The sequence below is a fragment of the Pseudoalteromonas sp. RB2-MNA-CIBAN-0110 genome (assembly GCF_040309305.1).
GTDB lineage: Bacteria > Pseudomonadota > Gammaproteobacteria > Enterobacterales > Alteromonadaceae > Pseudoalteromonas > Pseudoalteromonas arctica.
Genome location: NZ_JBEOOQ010000008.1, coordinates 1 through 21,858, shown reverse-complemented (window position 1 = coordinate 21,858; position 21,858 = coordinate 1). Strand labels below are relative to the sequence as shown.

16 protein-coding genes are annotated in these 21,858 nt (G+C 39.3%); 6 read left to right on the top strand and 10 right to left on the bottom strand.

Annotated features, from left to right (window positions below):
- Window positions 1-44: 44 nt before the first annotated feature.
- The 5 genes from AAEY68_RS06230 to ilvG form a co-directional block, all read right to left on the bottom strand.
- Entirely contained in the window at window positions 45-1,079 is a 1,035-nt protein-coding gene (locus AAEY68_RS06230) for an ABC transporter substrate-binding protein (protein WP_024594413.1), read from the bottom strand.
- A 97-nt stretch (window positions 1,080-1,176) separates the two neighbouring features.
- Entirely contained in the window at window positions 1,177-2,730 is a 1,554-nt protein-coding gene (gene ilvA / locus AAEY68_RS06225; RefSeq protein ID WP_007582109.1) for a threonine ammonia-lyase, biosynthetic, read from the bottom strand.
- 2 nt (window positions 2,731-2,732) lie between these two features.
- Window positions 2,733-4,589, bottom strand: a complete 1,857-nt coding sequence (gene ilvD, locus AAEY68_RS06220; RefSeq protein ID WP_010553830.1) for a dihydroxy-acid dehydratase — start codon at window positions 4,587-4,589, stop codon at window positions 2,733-2,735.
- A 103-nt stretch (window positions 4,590-4,692) separates the two neighbouring features.
- Entirely contained in the window at window positions 4,693-4,938 is a 246-nt protein-coding gene (gene ilvM, locus AAEY68_RS06215; RefSeq protein ID WP_010553831.1) for an acetolactate synthase 2 small subunit, read from the bottom strand.
- A complete protein-coding gene (ilvG, locus tag AAEY68_RS06210; RefSeq protein ID WP_007582116.1) occupies window positions 4,935-6,584 on the bottom strand; it encodes an acetolactate synthase 2 catalytic subunit in 1,650 nt (549 codons plus the stop codon). Before ilvG ends, ilvM begins: the two co-directional genes overlap by 4 nt.
- A gap of 553 nt (window positions 6,585-7,137) precedes the next feature.
- Between ilvG and AAEY68_RS06205 the strand changes: the two genes are divergently transcribed.
- From AAEY68_RS06205 to AAEY68_RS06180, 6 genes are all read left to right on the top strand, one after another.
- Window positions 7,138-8,808 (top strand): phosphoethanolamine transferase, encoded by a 1,671-nt coding sequence (locus AAEY68_RS06205; RefSeq protein ID WP_024594411.1) that lies wholly within the window; start codon window positions 7,138-7,140, stop codon window positions 8,806-8,808.
- Window positions 8,805-9,176, top strand: a complete 372-nt coding sequence (locus AAEY68_RS06200; RefSeq protein WP_024591426.1) for a diacylglycerol kinase — start codon at window positions 8,805-8,807, stop codon at window positions 9,174-9,176. Before AAEY68_RS06205 ends, AAEY68_RS06200 begins: the two co-directional genes overlap by 4 nt.
- The gene (locus AAEY68_RS06195; protein WP_350585686.1) at window positions 9,167-11,146 is read left to right on the top strand and encodes an LTA synthase family protein; all 1,980 of its coding nucleotides are present in this window, start codon (window positions 9,167-9,169) and stop codon (window positions 11,144-11,146) included. The genes AAEY68_RS06200 and AAEY68_RS06195 overlap by 10 nt, the downstream gene beginning before the upstream one ends.
- Before the next feature lie 73 nt (window positions 11,147-11,219).
- Window positions 11,220-11,894 (top strand): response regulator transcription factor, encoded by a 675-nt coding sequence (locus AAEY68_RS06190; protein WP_024594409.1) that lies wholly within the window; start codon window positions 11,220-11,222, stop codon window positions 11,892-11,894.
- Window positions 11,875-13,311 carry a sensor histidine kinase gene (locus AAEY68_RS06185; RefSeq protein WP_024594408.1) on the top strand — a complete coding sequence of 479 codons (1,437 nt, stop codon included), beginning with the start codon at window positions 11,875-11,877 and terminating at the stop codon, window positions 13,309-13,311. The genes AAEY68_RS06190 and AAEY68_RS06185 overlap by 20 nt, the downstream gene beginning before the upstream one ends.
- A gap of 50 nt (window positions 13,312-13,361) precedes the next feature.
- Window positions 13,362-14,240, top strand: coding sequence for a TraB/GumN family protein (locus AAEY68_RS06180; RefSeq protein WP_007582127.1), 879 nt, complete (start codon window positions 13,362-13,364; stop codon window positions 14,238-14,240).
- Window positions 14,241-14,286: 46 nt separating this feature from the next.
- Here AAEY68_RS06180 and AAEY68_RS06175 read toward each other — a convergent pair whose 3' ends face one another.
- The 5 genes from AAEY68_RS06175 to AAEY68_RS06155 all read right to left on the bottom strand — a co-directional run bounded on the left by AAEY68_RS06175 (window position 14,287) and on the right by AAEY68_RS06155 (window position 21,513).
- A complete protein-coding gene (locus AAEY68_RS06175) occupies window positions 14,287-15,696 on the bottom strand; it encodes an ATP-binding cassette domain-containing protein (RefSeq protein WP_024594407.1) in 1,410 nt (469 codons plus the stop codon).
- Window positions 15,697-16,088: 392 nt separating this feature from the next.
- Window positions 16,089-17,816, bottom strand: a complete 1,728-nt coding sequence (locus AAEY68_RS06170; protein WP_024594406.1) for a response regulator — start codon at window positions 17,814-17,816, stop codon at window positions 16,089-16,091.
- Between the two features lie 123 nt (window positions 17,817-17,939).
- The gene (locus tag AAEY68_RS06165) at window positions 17,940-20,273 is read right to left on the bottom strand and encodes a fatty acid cis/trans isomerase (RefSeq protein WP_024594405.1); all 2,334 of its coding nucleotides are present in this window, start codon (window positions 20,271-20,273) and stop codon (window positions 17,940-17,942) included.
- Window positions 20,270-20,632, bottom strand: coding sequence for a hypothetical protein (locus AAEY68_RS06160; RefSeq protein WP_024591417.1), 363 nt, complete (start codon window positions 20,630-20,632; stop codon window positions 20,270-20,272). The genes AAEY68_RS06165 and AAEY68_RS06160 overlap by 4 nt, the downstream gene beginning before the upstream one ends.
- Window positions 20,633-20,718: 86 nt before the next feature.
- Window positions 20,719-21,513 carry a VOC family protein gene (locus AAEY68_RS06155; RefSeq protein ID WP_024594404.1) on the bottom strand — a complete coding sequence of 265 codons (795 nt, stop codon included), beginning with the start codon at window positions 21,511-21,513 and terminating at the stop codon, window positions 20,719-20,721.
- Window positions 21,514-21,858 lie beyond the last annotated feature (345 nt).

The window sequence follows — 21,858 nt, the reverse complement described above, 5'->3', positions numbered from 1 at the left end:
AAAGACAATTAATTATATCAGCTCAGTGAGCTCTCATTAAGCAGTTATTTTTGGCTAAAAATCAGCCGTAAATACAAAGGTATTGAAATAATACTCACCAAAATAGCTGCTATAAGCATCCATGATAATTGCATCTTTTCTGGCTCTTGGTATTTATAAATAAAGTGAGATTTCACTTCGTCAAATTCGTTTTGCTGTATGCCATATAAGTCAGCAATTAAACGCCACTTTGCTATCGACATATGCCCTAAACTGGTAGTGGGTGGGGTTATATAACTTTTTAGTACTTCAGCCTCAAAGGCGAGCTGATGAAAGCTCTTACTCGGTGCATAGTTTTGCTGGGTGACTGCAATTGCTTCATCCATATTCATCATTGCATAGCGCCAACCTTTTAGGCTCGCTTGGTAGAATTTTTCGACCGTTTGTGGATTTTGCTTAAGCATGTTTTCGCTGGTAAATAAAATGTCGCTATATACATCCATACCATAACGCTGTGGGCAAACAAGCCGATGAGCTACGCCTTGTTGAGTCATATAATAAGGCTCTGTAGTAACATAAACTTGCATAGCATCTAGCTTGTTTTCAATCCAAGCCTGGTTAAAATTTTCGCCATTGTAAACTTTGAGTTTATCTACATCAACGCCACTGCGTTTAAGCATAATAAGTAGCTCGGTGCCGTCATTTTTGCTCACAGCAGTGATACGTTTATTAACAAAGTCACGAGGGTGAAAAATATCAGACGTGTCTTTTACCATCCAGCAATAAGGTGAAAACTGCAATAAGGCTGCCATTGCAACAAAAGGCTGACCATTAATACGTTGCTGTAAAATACCGGAATGCCCTACACCAAATTGTGCTTCGCCACTGGCCACAGGACCAAAGGTATCAGGTTTCATTGGATTAGCTTGTTTAATAGTTACATCAAGGCCCGCTTCATTATAAAAGCCTTTTTGCTTAGCCATATAGTAGCCAGCAAACTGAAACTGATGTGTCCATTTTAGCTGTAATGTGACTGATTCTTGCGCCGCGATATGGCTGCAAAAAAAGCACAATCCAATGATTAATCCTTTAAATAGCAAATAGGTGTCCTCAAAAAGTATGACGATTACCTGTAACTATATGTAAAACGTGTAATAAAGCAAGCACCCTAGTTAGGTGCCTGCCTTTAAAGAAGGGTTATACTGAGGCGAGTTTTTCGGCTTTTTCTGCTTGCGGTTTTGATGTTAAAAATTGGGTAAAACACGGATTTTGTGTTTCATCTTGTACACTGTAACCTAAGCGATTCAAATGCTCGTTAAACATTTCATACTGACTCGGCTCAATAGCAAAACCTGCCAATACATTCCCCATCGAACCACCGTGATTACGATAATGAAATAAGGTAATGTTCCAATTGCTGCCTAAAGTATCTAAAAAGCGTGCAAGCGCACCCGGATACTCAGGAAATTCAAAACGCAATAAACGTTCATGTAATTGCTCTGGTGCTTTTCCGCCAACCATATAACGCACATGTAATTTAGCGAGTTCGTTATCCGACAAATCGCAAAATTGATAATCGTTATTTGTTAAGTCTTGTTTTAACTCATTGAGCTCTTGCTCGCCTTGGCGAAGTGCAATACCTACAAATATTTGCGCCTCACCAGGTCCTGCATAACGGTAGTTAAATTCAGTAATAGCACGGCCACCTAAAGAAGCACAAAACTGTTTAAAGCTGCCTTTTTCTTCTTTAATAGTAACCGCTAATAGCGCTTCGTTTTTTTCACCCAGCGCAGTGCGCTCTGCTACATAACGCAGGCGATCAAAGTTTAAATTAGCACCCGAAAGCACAGCCGCTAAATGTAGTCCTTTTAACCCCGACTGCTGACTCCACTTTTTAAGCCCAGCCGTTGCAAGTGCACCTGATGGCTCTGCAATTGCACGCGTAGATACAAAAATATCCTGCATGGCTGCACATATTTCATCGCTAGTAACGGTTACAACTTCATCGCAAAACTTTTGCGCTAAACGAAATGTTTCAGTGCCAATAATTTTAACCGCTACGCCATCGGCAAAACTACCAACGCGATCAAGCTCTACTGGCTTACCGGCTTCAAGTGCTGCTTGTAAACACGCACTTTCGTCAGCTTCTACGCCAATTACTTTTATATCTGGACGCAGCGATTTAATATAAACCGCCATACCAGCAAGTAAACCGCCGCCGCCAACAGGAATAAACACAGCATCAAGCTCGTTTAATTGCTGCATTAACTCGCGTGCTACAGTGCCTTGACCAACAATGACATCCGGATCGTCAAATGGCGGGACAAATATACCGTTACGCTGCTCTGTAAGCTCAAGCGCATATGCTTTTGCTGCATCAAAATGATGGCCATGTAATACAACTTCACCGCCAAGTGCGCGCACTGCGCTGACTTTTATTTCAGGCGTTGTTACTGGCATTACAATAGTTGCTTGATGCCCAAGGTGAGATGCACTCAATGCAACCCCTTGAGCATGATTACCCGCAGAAGCAGTAATAACCACTGAGCCTTTAGGTAATTTATTTAATTTGTTATACGCACCGCGTAACTTAAATGAATACACGGGCTGTTGGTCTTCACGCTTTAACCAAACATGGTTACCTAGCTTTTTACTGAGTTCAGCCATTTCGCTAACCTCAGTAACTTTAGCTAAAGGCTCCATGTTTGCTTGAATAATAGCGCGAAAATAATCGAGCTCTTGAGAGACCATAATTAACTAAGCGCCTCCAATTTAGCTAAGTCGCGCACAGCGCCTTTATCAGCACTTGTTGCAAGTAATGCATAAGCCTTTAAAGCAGACGAGACATAGCGCTCACGATCAACTGGCTTGTACGCCATTTTTCCGCGTGCTAATTGCTTTTGTTTTCGTGCCTCAAGTTCTTCATCGCTTAGCGCTAATGTGATTTCACGTGTTGCGATATCAATAATGATTTTGTCGCCATTTTCAACATAAGCGATTGCACCACCACTCGCCGCTTCTGGCGATACATGGCCAATTGATAAACCCGAAGTACCACCCGAAAAGCGACCATCAGTAATAAGAGCACACTTTTCAGCTAAGCCTTTAGATTTTAAGTAACTCGTTGGATATAGCATTTCTTGCATACCTGGGCCGCCTCTAGGGCCTTCATAACGAATAACAACAACATCGCCGGCTTTTACTTCGTTATTTAAAATCCCTTCTACTGAATCATCTTGTGATTCGTATACAATGGCGGTGCCTTCAAAATGTAGCATTTCATCAACTACGCCAGCACTTTTTACAACACAACCATCAACCGCTAAATTACCCGAAAGCACAGCTAAGCCACCATCTTGGCGAAAAGCGTGTTCAACGCTTCGAATACACCCATTCACGCGGTCATTATCACCTTCATCCCAACGACACTCTTGGCTCATTGCTTTAGTAGTACGAATGCCCGCAGGACCCGCACGATAAAATTTGCGCGCTACTTCGTTAGTTGGGTCAGTTGCATCCCATTTTTTAACAAGCTCAGCCATTGTTGACCCTGCGACATGATTCACTGACATATCAACTAAGCCCGCTTTACCAAGCTCGCGTACAACAGCCATCATGCCACCTGCACGGTGGACATCTTCAATATGGTACTCTGGTGTTGCTGGTGCAACTTTACATAAAAACGGTGTTTTACGAGATAAAGCATCAATGTGCGACATATCAAAATCAACGCCGGCCTCTTGCGCTGCAGCAAGCAAATGTAATACGGTATTTGACGAGCCGCCCATTGCAATATCAACAACCATTGCATTCATAAAGGCTGTTTTGTTAGCGATAGCGCGGGGCAATACATCTTGATTATCTTTTTGATAATACTCACGACATAAATCAACAATACGAGCACCCGCTTCAACATACAGTTGTTTACGGTCTTTATGGGTGGCAAGCGTGGTACCGTTACCCGGCAGTGCTAAACCTATTGCCTCTAACAAACAGTTCATTGAGTTTGCAGTAAACATACCTGAGCACGAACCACATGTAGGACATGCAGAGCGCTCTACTTGCTCTGAATCTGCATCACTTACCGATTCATCTGCACCTTTAACCATGGCATCAACTAAATCAAGCTTAATGTCGATGTTAGCAAGTTTAGTTTTACCTGCCTCCATTGGACCGCCCGATACAAATATTACCGGAATGTTTAAACGTAGCGCTGCGAGCATCATCCCAGGGGTGATTTTGTCGCAGTTTGAAATACAGATCATCGCATCGGCGCAGTGACCATTTACCATGTATTCAACCGAATCAGCAATTAAATCGCGTGAAGGCAGCGAATAAAGCATACCGCCGTGTCCCATCGCAATACCATCATCAATCGCAATGGTATTAAATTCTTTTGGAACGCCGCCGGCTTGGGTTATTGTCTCACCCATAAGCTCACTAAGCTGATTAAGGTGTACATGCCCTGGTACAAATTGTGTAAACGAGTTAACTACGGCAATAATCGGTTTACCAAAATCAGAGTCTGTCATACCTGTTGCGCGCCATAATGCTCTTGCGCCTGCACGTTTACGTCCTTCAGTTGTTGTTGCACTTCTTAATTTAGCCATAGTTACCTCAGTTTTTGCCGCAATATAAGCGGGCATTCCTCATTCTAAAATTGGTGAATAACCTAGTGACTCAGTTACTCGTAAATTATTTTGTAATTCGTAATTACACAGCCTGTTGGTGCTGTAAATTTTGTAAAGTGACTTCTTTTACATCCACCAGCTTGTTTAGCTGGCTGGTTAATAGGTGAATAGGTTTATCACTATCTACCGTCATGGCTACGTTGTATAAGCCATCATCCATATTGAGCTGAAAATGCGTTAGGTTAAAACCACGATGACGCACCACTCGTAAAAAGCGCTCTACCGCTATACTTTGGCTTTTTAATGCAATAGTTAGGCTGTGTTTCATTTTGCTTTCTCCGTCATCATTTCGTCGTTAGCAGCCCCAGGTGGTACAAGTGGCCAAACATTTTCTTTATCATCAATACAGGCATGTACTATGTACGGGCCTTTGCTGTTAACTAATGCTGTAATAGCATCATCAACTTGGTTAGCGTGGGTAATTGTTTGCCCTGGAATACCAAATACAGCAGCTAGTTGCACAAAGTCTGGGTTATCCGAAAGGTTAGTTTCAGAGTAACGTCCTTCAAAAAACAGTTCCTGCCATTGGCGAACCATCCCTAAACGCTGGTTATCTAAAATTAATATTTTTACAGGTAAATTATTACGGCGAATCGTGGCCAATTCTTGAATATTCATCATTATTGAGCCATCGCCCGATACAGTGATAACAAAGTCATCAGGGCGTGCTACTTGCGCGCCAATAGCCGCAGGTAGACCAAAGCCCATTGTACCTGCACCACCGCTGCTTAAATGATTACTCGGGTGAGTAAACTTCATGTGTTGTGCTACCCACATTTGGTGCTGACCAACATCGCAACACACAACGCCTGTTTTTGGCATGCGTTGGCTCAGTTGGTTTAATAAGTACGGTGCGTAAACCTTCTCACCTGGGTAGTCGTAACGCCACGCGTGCTTAATATTCATTTCTTTATTTGTGTCACACCACGCTTTAGGTGTTACAAAGCACTCAAGTGCAGGTAACGACGTTTTTAAATCAGCAATTAGTGAAGCTTTAGCAGGTTTTCGCTTACCTACTTCAGCGGCATCAATATCTAAATGAATTACTTTAGCTTTAGCTGCAAATTTAGCTAAGTTACCCGTTACGCGGTCATCAAAGCGCGCACCTATACACACAAGTACATCACATTCTTGCACGGCAATATTAGCGGCTTGACCACCATGCATACCTAGCATGCCTAAGTAATGCTCGTAGTCAGGTAACACACTGCCTAATGCTTTTAGTGTTGATACAGCAGGCATCTGGGTTTTATTTAAAAACTGCATTAACTCGTCTTGCGCATCAGCGGCTTGTACACCACCGCCTACGTACGCTACAGGCTGTTTAGCCTCACTCAACAATTGATTAGCAATAGCAACTTGCTTTAAATCTAACTCAGGTAAGTATTCATCAGCTGCAAGCCAAGGCTTAAAAGGTACTTGCGCCATTTGAATATCTTTTGGGATATCGACAAGTACAGGACCTGGTCGGCCGCTTTGCGCTAAATGAATAGCTTCTTGTAATATCTCTGCTAAGTCTTCCGCTCGTTCTACCATGTAGCTGTGCTTAGTACACGAAAGCGACATACCTAGTACATCTATTTCTTGAAACGCATCTGAACCAATAGCTGCAGTAGGCACTTGGCCGGTGATCGCCAATAATGGTACTGAGTCCATCATCGCATCAGCAAGGGCAGTTATTAAGTTAGTTGCACCTGGGCCCGATGTTGCAAAACACACACCTAATTTACGCGTGCTGCGAGCATAACCAACAGCTGCAAACCCTGCACCTTGCTCATGACGAGTAAGGTAGTGTTTGACTGGCGCGCCATACAGCGCATCGTAAATTGGCATAATAGCTCCGCCTGGGTAGCCAAATACTTCATTTACGCCGTGTTTGGCCAATAAGTCGATTGTTAGTTCTGCGCCTGTCATTAATAAACCCTCATTCCTCAGTGACAACCCAATTACATTTTTACGCTAAAAACTTTGCCCTTAAAACTAAAAAGCCCTCCGAACGGTTAAGTGCGGAGGGCTTTTTTAATGCTTAAGTTTTTAAAGCACTACGAAGCCCTCGCGGGAATAATCACCACGATAATAATCAGGACTAGGTTAAGTGCGTTTGTAAGCATGTAATTAATACCAAATTTTGTTCAATTATCGCGAAGGTTATTCCTTCGCTCTCTTTTTATATTAGTACCGCGCTAGGCCCTTTAAGTCAACACCAAAGTTAATCTAACAAAAAGACTAAAAGGCAATTTATCAGGTTTTAAAATTCATTATACAAGCTAGTAGTGGTTTTTTTATGCTCTAATTTTAATCTCAGAAATTCACTATTCTTATATCCCTTATTTAAGGTTTGATTAATTTTTAAGAATATTTTTATAAATAAAATTATTTATCACCTTCAGGTAATGCGTAGGTTCTCTTAAGCGACTCTTAAGTGTTGTTGCATAGCATGGCGTTGTTATTTTAAACGAGCCTAAATATGAACGTAATTAGTCAAACACCAGCACAAAAAAAGCCAAATCGTAGTAAACGGTTTTACATTCACTGTAGTGCAAATGCCTTTGTAGTGATGATTGCCTGTTATTACTGTTTAGTTATAAACATTCCTTTTATTCAAGGTTCGTTTAGCGCCATAACCTCTCTTGCATCTTTTTCATGGCTATTTTTACTTTCAGTCCCACTACTTTTGCTATGCCTTTTAATTATTTTCTTTTCGATAGTGTCGGTTAGATGGTTATTAAAACCAGTTAACTATCTTTTACTGATAATTTCTAGCGCCGTGCTTTACGGCTCATTAAATTACGGTGTTGTGTTTGACTATTCAATGATTCAAAACACGTTCGAAACAGATTCAAGCGAAGCGCTGAGCTATTTAAACCCGCAGCTCATAGCCTTTTTACTACTTTTTTGTGCGCTACCTGTTTTTATATTAAGCAAAGTAAAAATACACTTTACTCGCCCTCATCAAGAAGCGATTAGCCGCATAAAACTTATTATTGCCTGCTTAACGCTAATTGCTTTAGTGGTCGCTAACTTTTACGCCGATTACGCAGCCACTGGACGTAACAACCGCATTTTGAAAAAAGAAATTATTCCGTTTCAGTATCTCTCTAGCGGTTATAAATATATGCGCGATCAACTGCTGTACACCAATATAGAATTTAAAAACATAGATGCAGCACCCACCCTAATTGCGCCTAATACCACCAGCGTAACAGTTATAGTTGTTGGCGAAACCGCACGAGCAGAAAACTTTGCTTACCAAGGTTATAAGCGCAACACAAATTCTTACACACAAAAGTACAATGTGACGTATTTCAATAATGTGGCGTCTTGTGGCACCGCTACTGCTGTGTCTGTGCCGTGTATGTTTTCACTGCAAACACAAGATAACTTTGATCGATTAGCAGCTGACAACCAACAAAACCTGATTGACTTAGCACAACAAGCTGGCAGCGATGTATTGTGGGTTGATAATAACAGCGGCTGTAAAAACGTATGCACACGTGTTGTTAATATTGATATACCAACCACCCCATCAACGCTTTGCGATGGAAAATATTGTTTTGATGAAGTGCTTATTGCTCCACTTAAGCGCAAACTCGCTAATTTAAACCAAGCTAACACCGTTATCGTCCTACATATGATGGGCTCACACGGACCAACCTACTTTAAACGCTACCCAGAAAAATTTAAGCAATTTACGCCCACGTGCGACAGAAGCGACATTCAAAACTGCTCACTCGATGAATTAGTTAATACCTACGACAACACAATTGCGTACAGCGACTTTGTTAACGCCCAGGTAATTGAGCAATTAAAAGCGCTGCCAAACAATATAGATAAGCAGTTTTTATATGTCTCTGATCATGGTGAATCACTTGGCGAAGCCGGGGCTTATTTACATGGTTTTCCGTATAGCTTTGCACCTAGCACACAAACGCACGTTCCTCTTTATATCTGGGCTGATGAGCATAACCAGCGCATTACTAATACCTGTTTAGCTAATTTAGACACCACTGCTGCACGCTCACACAACAATATTTTTCACACCCTTTTAAATTTAATTGGCATTAAAAGCAAAACGTATCAGGCATCGCTCGATTTACTTGCTAGCTGCCAAACAACACCAAGCGAAATAAAAATATGAGTAATAAAACCGTTATAAAACGCCAAGGCTTAATGCGCCTTATTTTTACCTTAAGCCATTCTTTTAACGGCTTAAAATGGATGAGTCGATTTGAAGCGGCGTTTCAACAAGAGTTAGCACTGTTTTCGCTACTCGGTGTGTTTGTATGGCTACAAGAAATTGCACTAAGCGACAAGTTATTACTTAGTGCCAGCCTGCTTTTTGTATTATTTGCTGAGCTGGTAAATACGGCAGTTGAGGTTGTAGTTGATAGAATTGGCAGTGAATACCATGAGCTTTCAGGGCTCGCTAAAGATATTGCCTCTGCAAGCGTGTTTATAGCTATGCTAATTGCCGCACTTATTTGGTGGGCTGTGTTATGGGCATAAAGCTAACTTTTATACCTAAAATAACGAGGCTAATATTTAAAGTAATACCTAAAATACAAAATGCACTTGGCCCTGTATGGATTTTTGTTGTATTTGCTGTTTTAGCACTTAGTTTTTTAACACTTGCTCGCTTTGGTTTAAGTGTATGGCAAGGGGAGCGTGTATTTGGATCGCATGCGTGGTTGTCTATATTTATAGGTGGTTTAAGAGTTGATATAGCCACTTTAAGCTACATTATTATGCCCGCATTACTACTTACCTTACTGATGCAAAGCGTAGGTTGGCAAAATAAAGTACGCGGCCTCATTAAAATTTATTTAGTGGGAATGTCTGCTTTACTTGTTTTTTTTGAAGTGATTACGCCTACATTTATAAACGAATACGATTTACGCCCAAACCGCTTATTTATAGAATATTTAATTTACCCTAAAGAAGTCTCAAAAATGATTTTTTCAGGCTATAAGTTAGAAGTATTTATTGCTGTTATAGCACTTATTTTAAGCTGTAAATTTGCAGGTAAAGTATTTGGCAATCAATGGCAAAGTACGTCATCACTAACAAGCTTAAACCAATCAATTTTAGCGCTCGTTTTAGTATGCTTAACTATTTTGGGCGCGCGTAACTCATTAGGGCACAGACCACTTAACCCCGCCATGGTCTCGTTTTCTACCGATCATTTACTTAACGACTTAACCCTTAACTCACTTTATAGCGTCGCATTTGCAGTTAAGCAACTCTCTAACGAGCAATCAAGCCAAGACTATTATGGCAAAATGCCTACCGATGAATTACTTAGTATTGTGCGCAGTAATATGCAAAATACGCAGGCTGCATTTAATGATGCAACCGCCCCCACAAAAACGTTTCATGCAGCAAGTAATATAGATAAGCAAAAAAACCTAGTCATTATTTTACAAGAAAGTTTAGGCGCTCGTTATGTAGGCACGCTTGGCGGTTTACCGCTTACACCTAATATTGATGCACTTTATAAACAAGGCTGGGGATTTGATAATTTATACGCAACAGGTACACGCTCTGTTCGTGGTATTGAGGCGGTAATTACAGGATTTACACCAACACCTTCGCGTGCGGTTGTTAAGCTTGATAAATCACAACGTGATTTTTTTACCATTGCTGACTTTTTAGCGAAGCAAAATTACAACACACAGTTTATTTATGGTGGCGAAAGCCATTTTGATAACATGCGCAGCTTCTTTTTAGGCAACGGTTTTAAAAGTATCGTAGATACAAATAATTTTAAAAAAATAGACTTTAATGGCTCGTGGGGCGCATCAGACGAAGACTTGTACGACCAAGCCGACATAGAACTTACTAAGCTTAAAAATCAAAACAAACCCTTTTTTAGCCTTATATTCTCAAGCTCTAATCATAGCCCGTATGACTTTCCTGACGATAAAATAACGCTGTACGACAAACAAAAACAAACCCGTAATAATGCTGCCAAGTATGCCGATTACGCACTAGGTACCTTTATCAAAAAAGCTAAAAAATCGAGCTACTGGGATGATACCGTATTTATAGTTATTGCCGATCACGACTCGCGCGTATCGGGTTCGAATTTAGTACCGGTTGATCACTTTAAAATTCCGGCCGTTATTTTTGGTAAAGGTATTACCCATAAACGAGATAGCCAACTAGCCAGTCAGCTCGATATTCCTGTTACTCTACTGTCTTTGATTGGCGCAAGTGGTAAGCACCCAATGATAGGTCATGATTTATCAAAGCCAATTAGCGACAACAAACAACGCGCAATGATGCAATACGACAAAAACTTTGCTTACATGCACGATAATAAAGTGGTGGTGTTACAACCACAAAAACCAGCAACCACCTATACGTATAGCAATAACCAGCTTGTGCCATGTGAAAACGATGAGCAACTAGTTAAAAAAGCCCTAGCCCACGCGAACTTAGGTAATTTAGCCTACACAAATGGCTGGTACCATTAGTTATTATTCTTGCAGTGACTTGATAATAAAGCCTTGTTAAAGTAACAAGGCTATTTTTATAAACCGAGTAAACATGAAAATCCTCGTAATTGAAGACTCTGAAGCACTAAGACGCAGCTTGCAAGTTGGCCTTAGCAACCTTGGTTTTACCGTAGATGAAACAGGTGATGGCTCAGAAGGGTTGAGTATGGCACTGAGTGGAAACTACGACCTCCTCGTACTTGATTTAATGCTACCGAGCGTTGATGGCATGAGTATTTTACAAGCACTGCGCAGCAGTAATAGCCAAAGCCGTGTGCTAATTTTATCTGCACGAAGTGAGCCTCAAGATAAAATTAGCGGCCTTATGAAAGGCGCTGACGATTATTTAACTAAGCCATTTTCGTTTGAAGAACTCCATGCTCGTGTCCTTGCATTACTTCGTCGCGGTTCACTGCAAAACCAACAAAATACCCTTACCGTAGGTGATTGCGTATTAGATCTGTCACTTAAAACTCTTCACTACAAGCAACATGCCATTGAGCTCACGCGTAATGAATACAAAATAATAGAATGCTTATTTAATGCCCCAGAGCGAGTATTAGGGCTCGAGCTTATAAGTGAAGCCGTGGTAGGTCAGTTTGATATGCTCTCTAAAAATGCGCTTGAAGCACACATCTCAACCATACGTAAAAAAGTAAGACAATTTAATGGCGAGCTCCCGATAAAAAACAAACGTGGATTTGGTTATGTCGCAACAACAAAATAAAAGTCACTCAATAAAGCGTAAACTCGTTAATAATATTAGCGCTGTAATCTCAGTTATTTTATTCACCATATTTTTAACCGTTGATTTAAGTGTTGATACTTGGGTGGAAGATCAGTTCAATCAGTCTTTAACTAACAAAGCTAACTACTTAAAAACCTTAGTTGAAGATGACAACAACGTGGTTGAATTTGATTTTGCTGGTGAGTTTATGTCGGAGTATGAAGCAGCCGATGCCACGGAATTTTACCAGTTATGGCATGGCCGTGATGTGTTTGAGCGCTCGGACTCATTAGCGCTTTATGAAAATGCTAACCTGCCTTTTTTAGAAATGCCGATAAACGAATCTAAAATTATAGATTACGAGCTTCCTAACGGGCGTGATGGCCGCGCACTTATAAGTCACTTTGTAGCCCAAAAAGATGATAGAAATCCCACTCACTCTTCTGTTTTTAATACCATGACGCTTGCAATCGCAGCGCCCACCTCCGAACTTAATAAAGTACTGATTATTATTGATGTAGTCTTTATTTTAACCTGTGTGCTTGGTGTGTTTGGTGTGCGCTATTTAGTGACACGGATTGTAAATAAAGGCCTTCACCCACTACACAACTTAAACGATCAAATTAAGTTACTCGATATTACCGGTGTTGCGCAAACAATAGAAAGCGACTTTAAAGTAGAAGAAATAGAACCTATACGTAACGAGCTAAATAAATTTATTACCGTTAATCAGCAACTCTATAGTAATGAAAAACGCCTAACAAGCGACATTGCACACGAGCTTAAAACCCCAATAGCTGAACTCATAAGCCTCTCAGAGGTGGCTATTCGCTACCCTGACGATAAACGCATTAGCGACACCTATACCAGTGATGTGCTTAATATTTCACAGCGTATGAAAACGATTGTTAGCAACCTATTACTGTTGCAGCGCTCAAGTAGCAGTGCAATGCAATTAAATGCACAAAATATCATTCTAAATAACCTAGTAAATCAAATTGTTGATGAGCTGACCTTTAAGCACCCAAGTATTAAAGCGCGTTTAAATAATGAGATAACTGACGAGTTTACACTTAATGCTGACGAATTTAGTTTAAATACCATTTTATGTAACTTAATCGATAACGCACTATTTTATGGACTCCCTGAGGCACCAATTAAATTAACTGCCGTAAATAACAGCACAAACATGAACATCTCTGTTAGTAACAAAGTAAATAAACCACTAAGTAGTGAACAGCTCACTGCTATTTTTGACCCGCTCTATCAGCTAGATTCATCTAGAACTAATAACCAGCGCCATGGTTTAGGATTATCAATTGTACAGAGCTTATGTAACTTAAATGGCTTTACTATCACGGCCAGTAATACCGAAAACAATACGTTAACGTTTATATTAACGTTACCTCTGAAGTAAATTTAGGTTAGTATTTACACTACTAACCTTCGAGGTTTTAAGGACAAACCATGAATGCTCTTACCCGTGTTAGCCACTTTTTTATTGTGGCATTACTTATAACATTTAGCCTTAACAGCTATGCAGCTCCTGCCATATACAAGATAGAAAAAAATGGCGTTAGCTCTTACTTATTTGGCACCGTACACGTTGGTGATGCCAGCATGAAAGGCTTACCTAAAAATGTAACCGATGCAATTAGTGCAAGCAAAGAAGTGATTGTTGAAGTTGATATAAGCAAACTTACACCACTTGAAATGCAACAGCGCTCAATGCCATTTATGATGCTAAGTGACGGTAAAACATTACAAACTGAGCTTTCAAAGCAAAATTATACCAAGCTAAAAAATTACTTTGCTAAAAAGTCGATTGATATTGCTATGTTTAATGGCTTAAAGCCTTGGGCTGTTATGGTGACTATGATGCAAATTGAATTTCAAAATGCAGGATATTCAGATAAAACCGGCATAGACAAGCAAGTACTTGCTTACGCTAAAGAACATAAAATAAAAATTGGTGAGCTTGAAACTCTAGAGCAACAACTGCAAATGTTTGATGGCATGGCGCTATTAAGCAATGAAATGATTGAAGAAACATTTGAGCAACTCAGCGATATTAATACTTACTTTATCAAATTAGTTAATGCCTGGAAAAACGGGGATATGGATACACTAACCGATTACTACAACATGAGTTTTGATGACAGTAATTATGGTGAAATTAGCGAGCAAGTAATGCTAACTAACCGCAATAATAATTGGGTTAAACAACTCACACCGCGTTTAGCAAACGAGCAATTATTTATTGCCGTAGGCGCTCTGCATTTACCTGAAAAACACGGGTTACTTAAACAGCTACGAGATAAAGGCTTTAGCGTTACTCGTCTTTAAAATAAAAATGGTTGAGTGATTTTTCGCTCAACCTTTCTGTGAGCTTTTAATGAAAGTCTTCCATTTTTAAGTAATTCTCTATTCCTTTAATTTTGTCTGCCGCATGATGATTTACATAAATCACAGTACTTGTATTGGCAGCACAAATTTTCTCTATTAGTAGCAGTACACGCTGCCTGTTTGCTTCATCTAAGCCTAAGCAAGGTTCATCTAAAATGAGTAACGTTGGATGTTTTACCATAGCCCGCACAATTAATAACATACGCTGATCGCCGTACGAAAGCTGAGTGAATGAGATATTTTGTTTATCACTTAAACCAATAAATGCCAGCCACTGTTGAGCAATATTAATTTGTGCGTCGCTCGGTTTTTGATATAAACCTATGCTGTCGTAAAAACCTGAAATAACAGTATTTAAAGCCGATATACTTACGCGGTAATCCATATGTAGCGCGTTAGATATAAAACCAATATGCTGTTTTATATCCCAAATACTCTCCCCGGTTCCGCGTTTAAAACCGAACACTTCAATGTCATTGTTATAACACTGTGGGTTATCACCTGTTATTAAATTTAATAGGCATGTTTTACCTGAACCGTTCGCTCCAGTAAGCTGCCAATGCTGATGCTTTTTTATAGTCCAATTGAGATTTTTGAATATGCTTACGTCACTATAACTAACTTTAGCATTACTCAATTTAACTAAGGTATTACCGGTGAATGCCTTTTGCTCTTGCTCGGCGTCAGGAGATGGCACATCCAATGAAGTATGCTCTAAATGAAGTAGTTTTAGTAAGTCACTTAATTGCTCACTACTTGGCTTTGCTAAAGTATGTAACAAGCAGCCTTGGTTTACATAACCATAGTGAGTAATGAATGAAGGGATTTCGTCTAAGCGGTTTAGCACAAAAACAAAAGTAATCGTGTGGCTAAGCTCTATAAGTATTTTATTAAGTTGCTGGCAAGATTGTACGTCGAGTCCATCAAATGGCTCGTCAAGCACGACTAACTCACTATGGGAGCTGAGTGCTTTAATAAGTAGGAGTTTACGAGTTTCACCCGTTGAAAGATCTCTAAAATGCCTATTTAGTAATGAGCTAAATTTAAATAATTTTATTAGCTGCGCTAATAACTCACCATTATTACTATGCTCTGCAAATATAAGGTCTTTAACGAGGGTGTGCTTTTCATGCTCTAATTCTTGGGCCAGTAACTGTTTATGCGAATCTGAAGACACGAGCATAAGCTTATTAATACTACTTATACGCTTACCACTTTCGCACTTAGCTTCACCAACTAACGCAGCTGTCAGTGCAGATTTACCGGCTCCATTAGCACCTAGAAGCAGCCAATGTTCTCCTAGATTCACTTGCCAATCTAGGTTGCATATGTCGTAACGACTTTTGCCTTGCCCTTGTAAGTAACCATTAAATTGCTCAAGCGTAATTGACTGCACTAACTTTTCCTAATAAACCTTAAAACAGCAAGTTAACGCATATTAAAAGAGCTTAGCAAGCTTGTTATCTGCAAAATTAATTTATTTCACTAGGGCGTGTTGATCTTTGTGGATTGAAATTTGTTCAATCTAGGGGCGATTAAATCGCAGCGCGAGGTTTGTAACCTAGTGGGCTAAGTCAAAACCGAGTAAAGCTTCCGCGTCCTGCTCACGCCCCTTACCTACATCCATGTAGGCAACAAAGAGTTAATCGTCCCTAGAAAGAACCCAATGGGCAGCGCATGTTTGGTATTTATGCTGCGTTATCGCCTATTTATGGGGAATAACCACACTACATAGGCTCTGCCTTGCCTAAAAACCAAACAGTCTGCTGCAAATTCAACTACCAAAGATCAACACGCCCTAGCAACGCTAATACTATTTAATGCGTCTTTAATTGCTTGCTGGCTTATTGGCTTATGAATATGGAGGTTAGCTCCGTATTCATAAACTCGCTCTATATCATTTTGTGAAGTATTTGCTGTTATAACAATAATTGGCATTACTTTATTAAGATCAGAGCGTATTTTTTTAATCGCCTCAAACCCATCCATTACTGGCATATTTAAGTCCATAAAAACAATATCGTATTGATTTTCACTCACCATATCGCACGCGACTTTGCCGTTTTCAGCGCAATTATAGCTTAAACCTAATAAGCTAAGTATGCGGGTCAGTAATATAGTATTTAATGGATTGTCTTCAACGACTAAACACTTTAGTTTGTCATTTATCTTATGAGGGTTTGGGAGGGCTTTACTGGCAATTATTGGTAAGTGCAAAGATACCAGCGCTCCATTAGCTTCATTATTTTTGAAGGTAATTTCACCGTGCAACGCCTTTACAACATACTGAACCCGAGTGAGACCTGTTCTTAATCCTTGAAAATGGTTTGTTTGTTTAAATGAGTCAAATTCAAGATCAGTAATCTCTTTCGAAAAACCACAACCAGTATCACTTACAGTTACACAAAGTTCATCATTAAAAAGCTTTGCAGAGACAGTAATTTCACCTTCTGTCGTAAACTTAATAGCGTTACTGATTAATTCTGTAAGCGTATGCTGCAAACGTTGATGATCCAATTTACATACACAATTTAATGATTCATCTAAACAACTAACTAGTTTCAGGCCTTTTTGCTGACAAGCATGCTCGTAAGCCATTAGTACTTTATTACACGACTCTAGAAGGTTTTCATTTTTAAATTGCGGTACCCACTTACCTGTACTTAAAGCTTGCAAGTCCTGCAGTTCATCTAATATAGCTATTAACCTAAGTGCGCAGTAATTAGCTTGGGTTTTAACGCTTTGCTGCGTATCAGAAACCTTTAACTCCTCAATAGACGTAATAAGACCCTGTAAAGGAGTTCTAAATTCGTGACTTGCTCTGGCAATAAAATGCTCTTTATTTTGACTCACTTGTTGAGCGAACTCTTTTTGTTTTTGGTATTTAGACAATGCGTTACCTATTTCTTTTTCCATTGGCATAAATACAAATCTTAACTCTACAAGTAGTAAAAACATCGCCATAAGCCAAAATAATAATTCAAGGTTAGATACCCAGTTCAATTTTTGGACAGCTTGCTCTTCAAATAAATTCACTGCATGATCTAGTTGCTTTAATAGCTCTTCAACCTCAGTTACAGAGAATATACGCTTATCTACTTGGCCTTGTTGATAAAGCAAATTTTCCGCTTGCTGAATATATGTTGCAACTTGGGTATCTAGTTTATGAGGAGCTAACGTATATAGCTTAATAAGCTTAGGTGTAAGGTACTGATACTCTCCATTAGCATTTTTTGAAAGTAAGTAATTATGAGTTTTTTTGAATGATACGACTGATGCCTTTAACGCTTTAGTATGCTCAGAAATATTTGTTGCCGATAATAATAACTCATTACTATGCCAAGCTATTTTTTGAGAAAGCATTCTCTGCTTACCAGCCATATTTATTATTTTTGCGTCGTATTTTTGCACCGAAAAATAATACTGCATAAGTGATGCTGATGTGCTTATTAATAGTGCTATTGCTATTAATGCCCATCGGTAACGAGTACGGATATTCGCGACAACTTTAAACATACTAAGCCCTGTTTTTGTTTTAAGTGTAGCTCAATTTTTTAGAACTAATAAGCAGCTTAAATAATGATTATTAAATAAAAAAGCCCAACTAAAAAGTTGGGCTAATAAAATAAAACTATTTAACTATCTATTTTCTAAACGGTTATAGTCGAACATTCCATATTCTATCCCACGATATTTTTTAGCTGTATCGTGCAATATATCGCTGTATTGCCAAAACTGTGGATGAGTACGTCGAATACCAAACTTAGATTTCAATGCACCATAATCAGCTTCTATTTGCATCATAGGCAATTGCTCGGCAAAAGCATTTACTTGCTGCTCGTTATTTAAATACCAAATAGCTGCTGGATAATCTCCGATAAACCCAGGAACAATAGTCGCGGTATCTTCATCATAAGCACGTTGGCCATCTTCGTTTAATAAACTAGATATATTGTAGTGCGCATTATGATGAATAATAGTGTAGCCCTTATGGCTATTATCTTCTTGCTTTACAAGTATAAAAGAAAGCTGAGGTAATAAGTTAACCGCTTTTGCTGGCATTTCACTTATTACATTTAACGGCTTTGCCACTTCAGTGTAGTTGTATTTTTCACTTAAAACTGGCGCTAAGGCTTCTTTCATCAAGGTATATAGTTCATGCTGTGGATCATCAGTTTCATAGTTAATACCACTGGGCTGGCTAAATTCTCGGTTACTTTTAAAGAACTTAGATAAGTCAGGTGGTGAATTACGATACCACTGCTTTTTGATTTGATTACGCTTGTGCTCAGGTAATAGAGCTAAAAAGTTTTGCTCTCCCTCTAAACGTAAAAAATCCATATATAAACGTGTAACCAATTGATGGCCTATATTTCCGTATACATCAAAGCCTGCCACAAGCAAATAATGAATACGTTCAAATAACGCATAATCAAGTATCCACGTGGTTTTAGGCTCTTGACCAATAAAACCTTTAACAACAGTTGCACTATCAAAGTGGCGGAAAATGGTCAGTGCAGCATTTTTATTATGCCCATCACCTTTCCAAAGCAAGTCAGTTGTAAGATGCTCGCCACCTTTGAACATTTCGTTTGCAAGCTCAACTTTTGCCTGTAAATATTTTTTCTCACGAACTGAATATTTAACCCAGCTAGAAATAGGTAACGCATTACTTTCCTCTGCGGCAGGAAGTTCTAGAGCTTCTTCATGTTGCATTAGCATTTCCCCTACAGCAGGAGTCGCAACCTTATCAGGATCAGCAAATGCCACCCAAAAGTGATCATTTATGACATTTAAAGCAATCTGACCACGACAAACAGGCCCTTTTATAAAGCCCATAATAATTAACTCTGCTTCATCAAGCATAAATTGATATTTAGAATTAATAGGAATAACTTCAAAAGTTTTAAATGGGTTAGATGCTGACTTAGGCTCATAACTCGGCATTTGCGTAACTGTATAATCTGGCGCAATAAACTGCTCGTACAAACGCAGTAATTTAGTTTCATTAAGCTCAAGTGGTAAATGCGTTTTAGAAAGTATGGTTGTACGCTCTTGCATAAAACGATAATAAACACGGCTAACTTTAGGGTCATCGTATGGACGACGCGTATTAATTAACTTTATTTCCTCACCAGGAGGCGTACTTGAGCGAACTAGTTTAAAAAAGCTTTGTGGGTCCTCTGACGTAAAATAAATATGTGCTAAAAACCAATGTTCATAAATATAACGTGCTGATAACTGATACTTTAAGTTATCTTGATTTAAAAATGCTTCCCAGCCCTTTATTTTATTCTGATCATACTTACTTGGTGGCTCAATATGTGACATTTTACCGCCATTTTTAAGCCAGTTCTGTAAATGATTAAACTCTTCGCGCGAAACCCCAGGTAAACCATAAGGCATACCGCCATGAGGTTGCTCGTCAGCTAATCGGTCAAACTCCCCCATTGTTGCACAGGTTTGCGAACGCCCTAATGAAAAATCAAATTCATCATCTAGCACTTCATTAGTTGGTAATTCATAGCTTTGCTTTAACACTAAACTATTAAATAAAACACTTCCCGCTAAGTTTGCTTCTTCACTTTGTACGCGCTCATTTAGCACTGGCGTAAAGTTCTTTTCTCGCCATTGCTGTGTATTGGTTGCATCAAACAATAAACGGCTTGGGGTCGTTGCCAATAAACGAGTTCCATCGTAAACGAGCTCTTTACTCAAACCTCGATCAATACCTTCAGGGGATGAGAGCTTAAGCTGGCAAGGTGCGTCGTAACAACCATGGCAAACGACGCAGCGGGTATCGAGTACTGGTTTTACGTTTTGTAAAAAATCAGCTCCAGCAAGGGTAGAATGTGGAACGATACGCTCTTGCGCTTGTTCAGGGCCAAATAAATCATCGTAATGTGCATTACCTAAGTAAGCACAACCACTAAGGATAATTAATACAAATGTACTTATTATTATTTTTTTCATTCGTCCTCGTCACCTAAATCGAAGGTGGGCATCATATCCATTTGAGGAGAAACGAATGTTTTTTGACCTTCAGTATTCAAAACAATACTTAAAAGAGGCCCATGCGTTAATGTTATCTGCGCATCATGCTCTTGCTCTAATATACTTAAATACAGAGAATCAGTTATAAGCAACTCATAACCGCTAACGGTAATAGCTACACTGCTATCTTCACTTGGATTTTGGCAAATTTGAGCAAGTAACTCATCATCAAGTCCAATTGATATTTCAAAATCAGGCTGCTCTAAATCTCTATCACTTAATGATTCATCTAATAGAAATAAAGGAAGGGTTAAATTGCTATCTTGTTCAAATTCCATTGCGTTCTCTGCACTTTCTGACGATTTAATTGGCGAGTATTATAACAAACTAGCGAGTAAATTAACGCTAAAGCTAATGTAACTGTTTAAACGTCATCTATAACAGATTCGATCACCGAAAATACAGCACCTTGAGGGTCGCATATAATACTAAAACGACCAACATCGGGGATATCTGTTGCAGGAACACATACTTGTCCACCTAGGCTAGCGGCTTTATTTACTGCTGTATCGCAGCTCTCTACTGCAAAATAAATCATCCAATGAGCAGGAATATCTTCAGGCCAATCGCTTGTCATCTCAAGCATACCGGCAATTGGCTGTCCATCAACCAAAAATAAAGTGTAGTTCATACCTTCCATTGGCTTTATTTCACTTTCCCAGCCTAGTAAAGCACAGTAAAAGTCTCTACTTACTTTACTATTTCTGGTTGCTAACTCATGCCAATAAGGCGTGTTTAATTCACCTAAGTGCTTACAACCTCTATGCTCATTCCCCTGCCATAGTGCAACAGTGGCACCTACAGGATCTTTTAGCATCAACATTCGTCCTGCATTCATAACATCATGAGGACCGGCAATAACTTTAGCACCTAGTTCTTTAGCTTTTAGCGCACAATCATCAACATTATCGACGGCAATGTAAGCCAACCAATGACTTGGGATCCCTTCACTAATTTGCTCTTTAGGCATTTCATACATAGCGGCTATATCACCACCTTGCTTTTGTAGCATGGTGTAATATATGCCCTCCCCAATAGGCTGGTCGTCATACCCCCAATCAAATAATGAGGTATAAAACGTCTTACCTTCTTTCCAATTGTGTGTACAAAGTTCTGACCAACAAAAAATACCATGCGGATGATTATCAATTTCACTCATTATTAAGCCCTTATTATTCTAATTTCACCTAAACGAGTTCTGTCACATTTTTATAAACTACATAATTGAACAGATCATAAATTGAGATTAGAGCAATAACTAAGCAGAGTCGATAAAAGAAGGGCAAAAATTCGTTATTTAATTGTTGTATATATGAGGTTTTTAACGCAGTTAGCGTCAGATTTAATCCCTCAAATTGATTAAATATTATTGCTGATCGATATAAATTATTTACTAAGAAGTCCTTCGCTCTAAAGGAATCCCTGAATCACTTTTCTGCAGACGTAAAAAAGCCCGAATCGTTAGATTCGGGCTTTCTACAATTTGAAGCCTGGTAATGTCCTA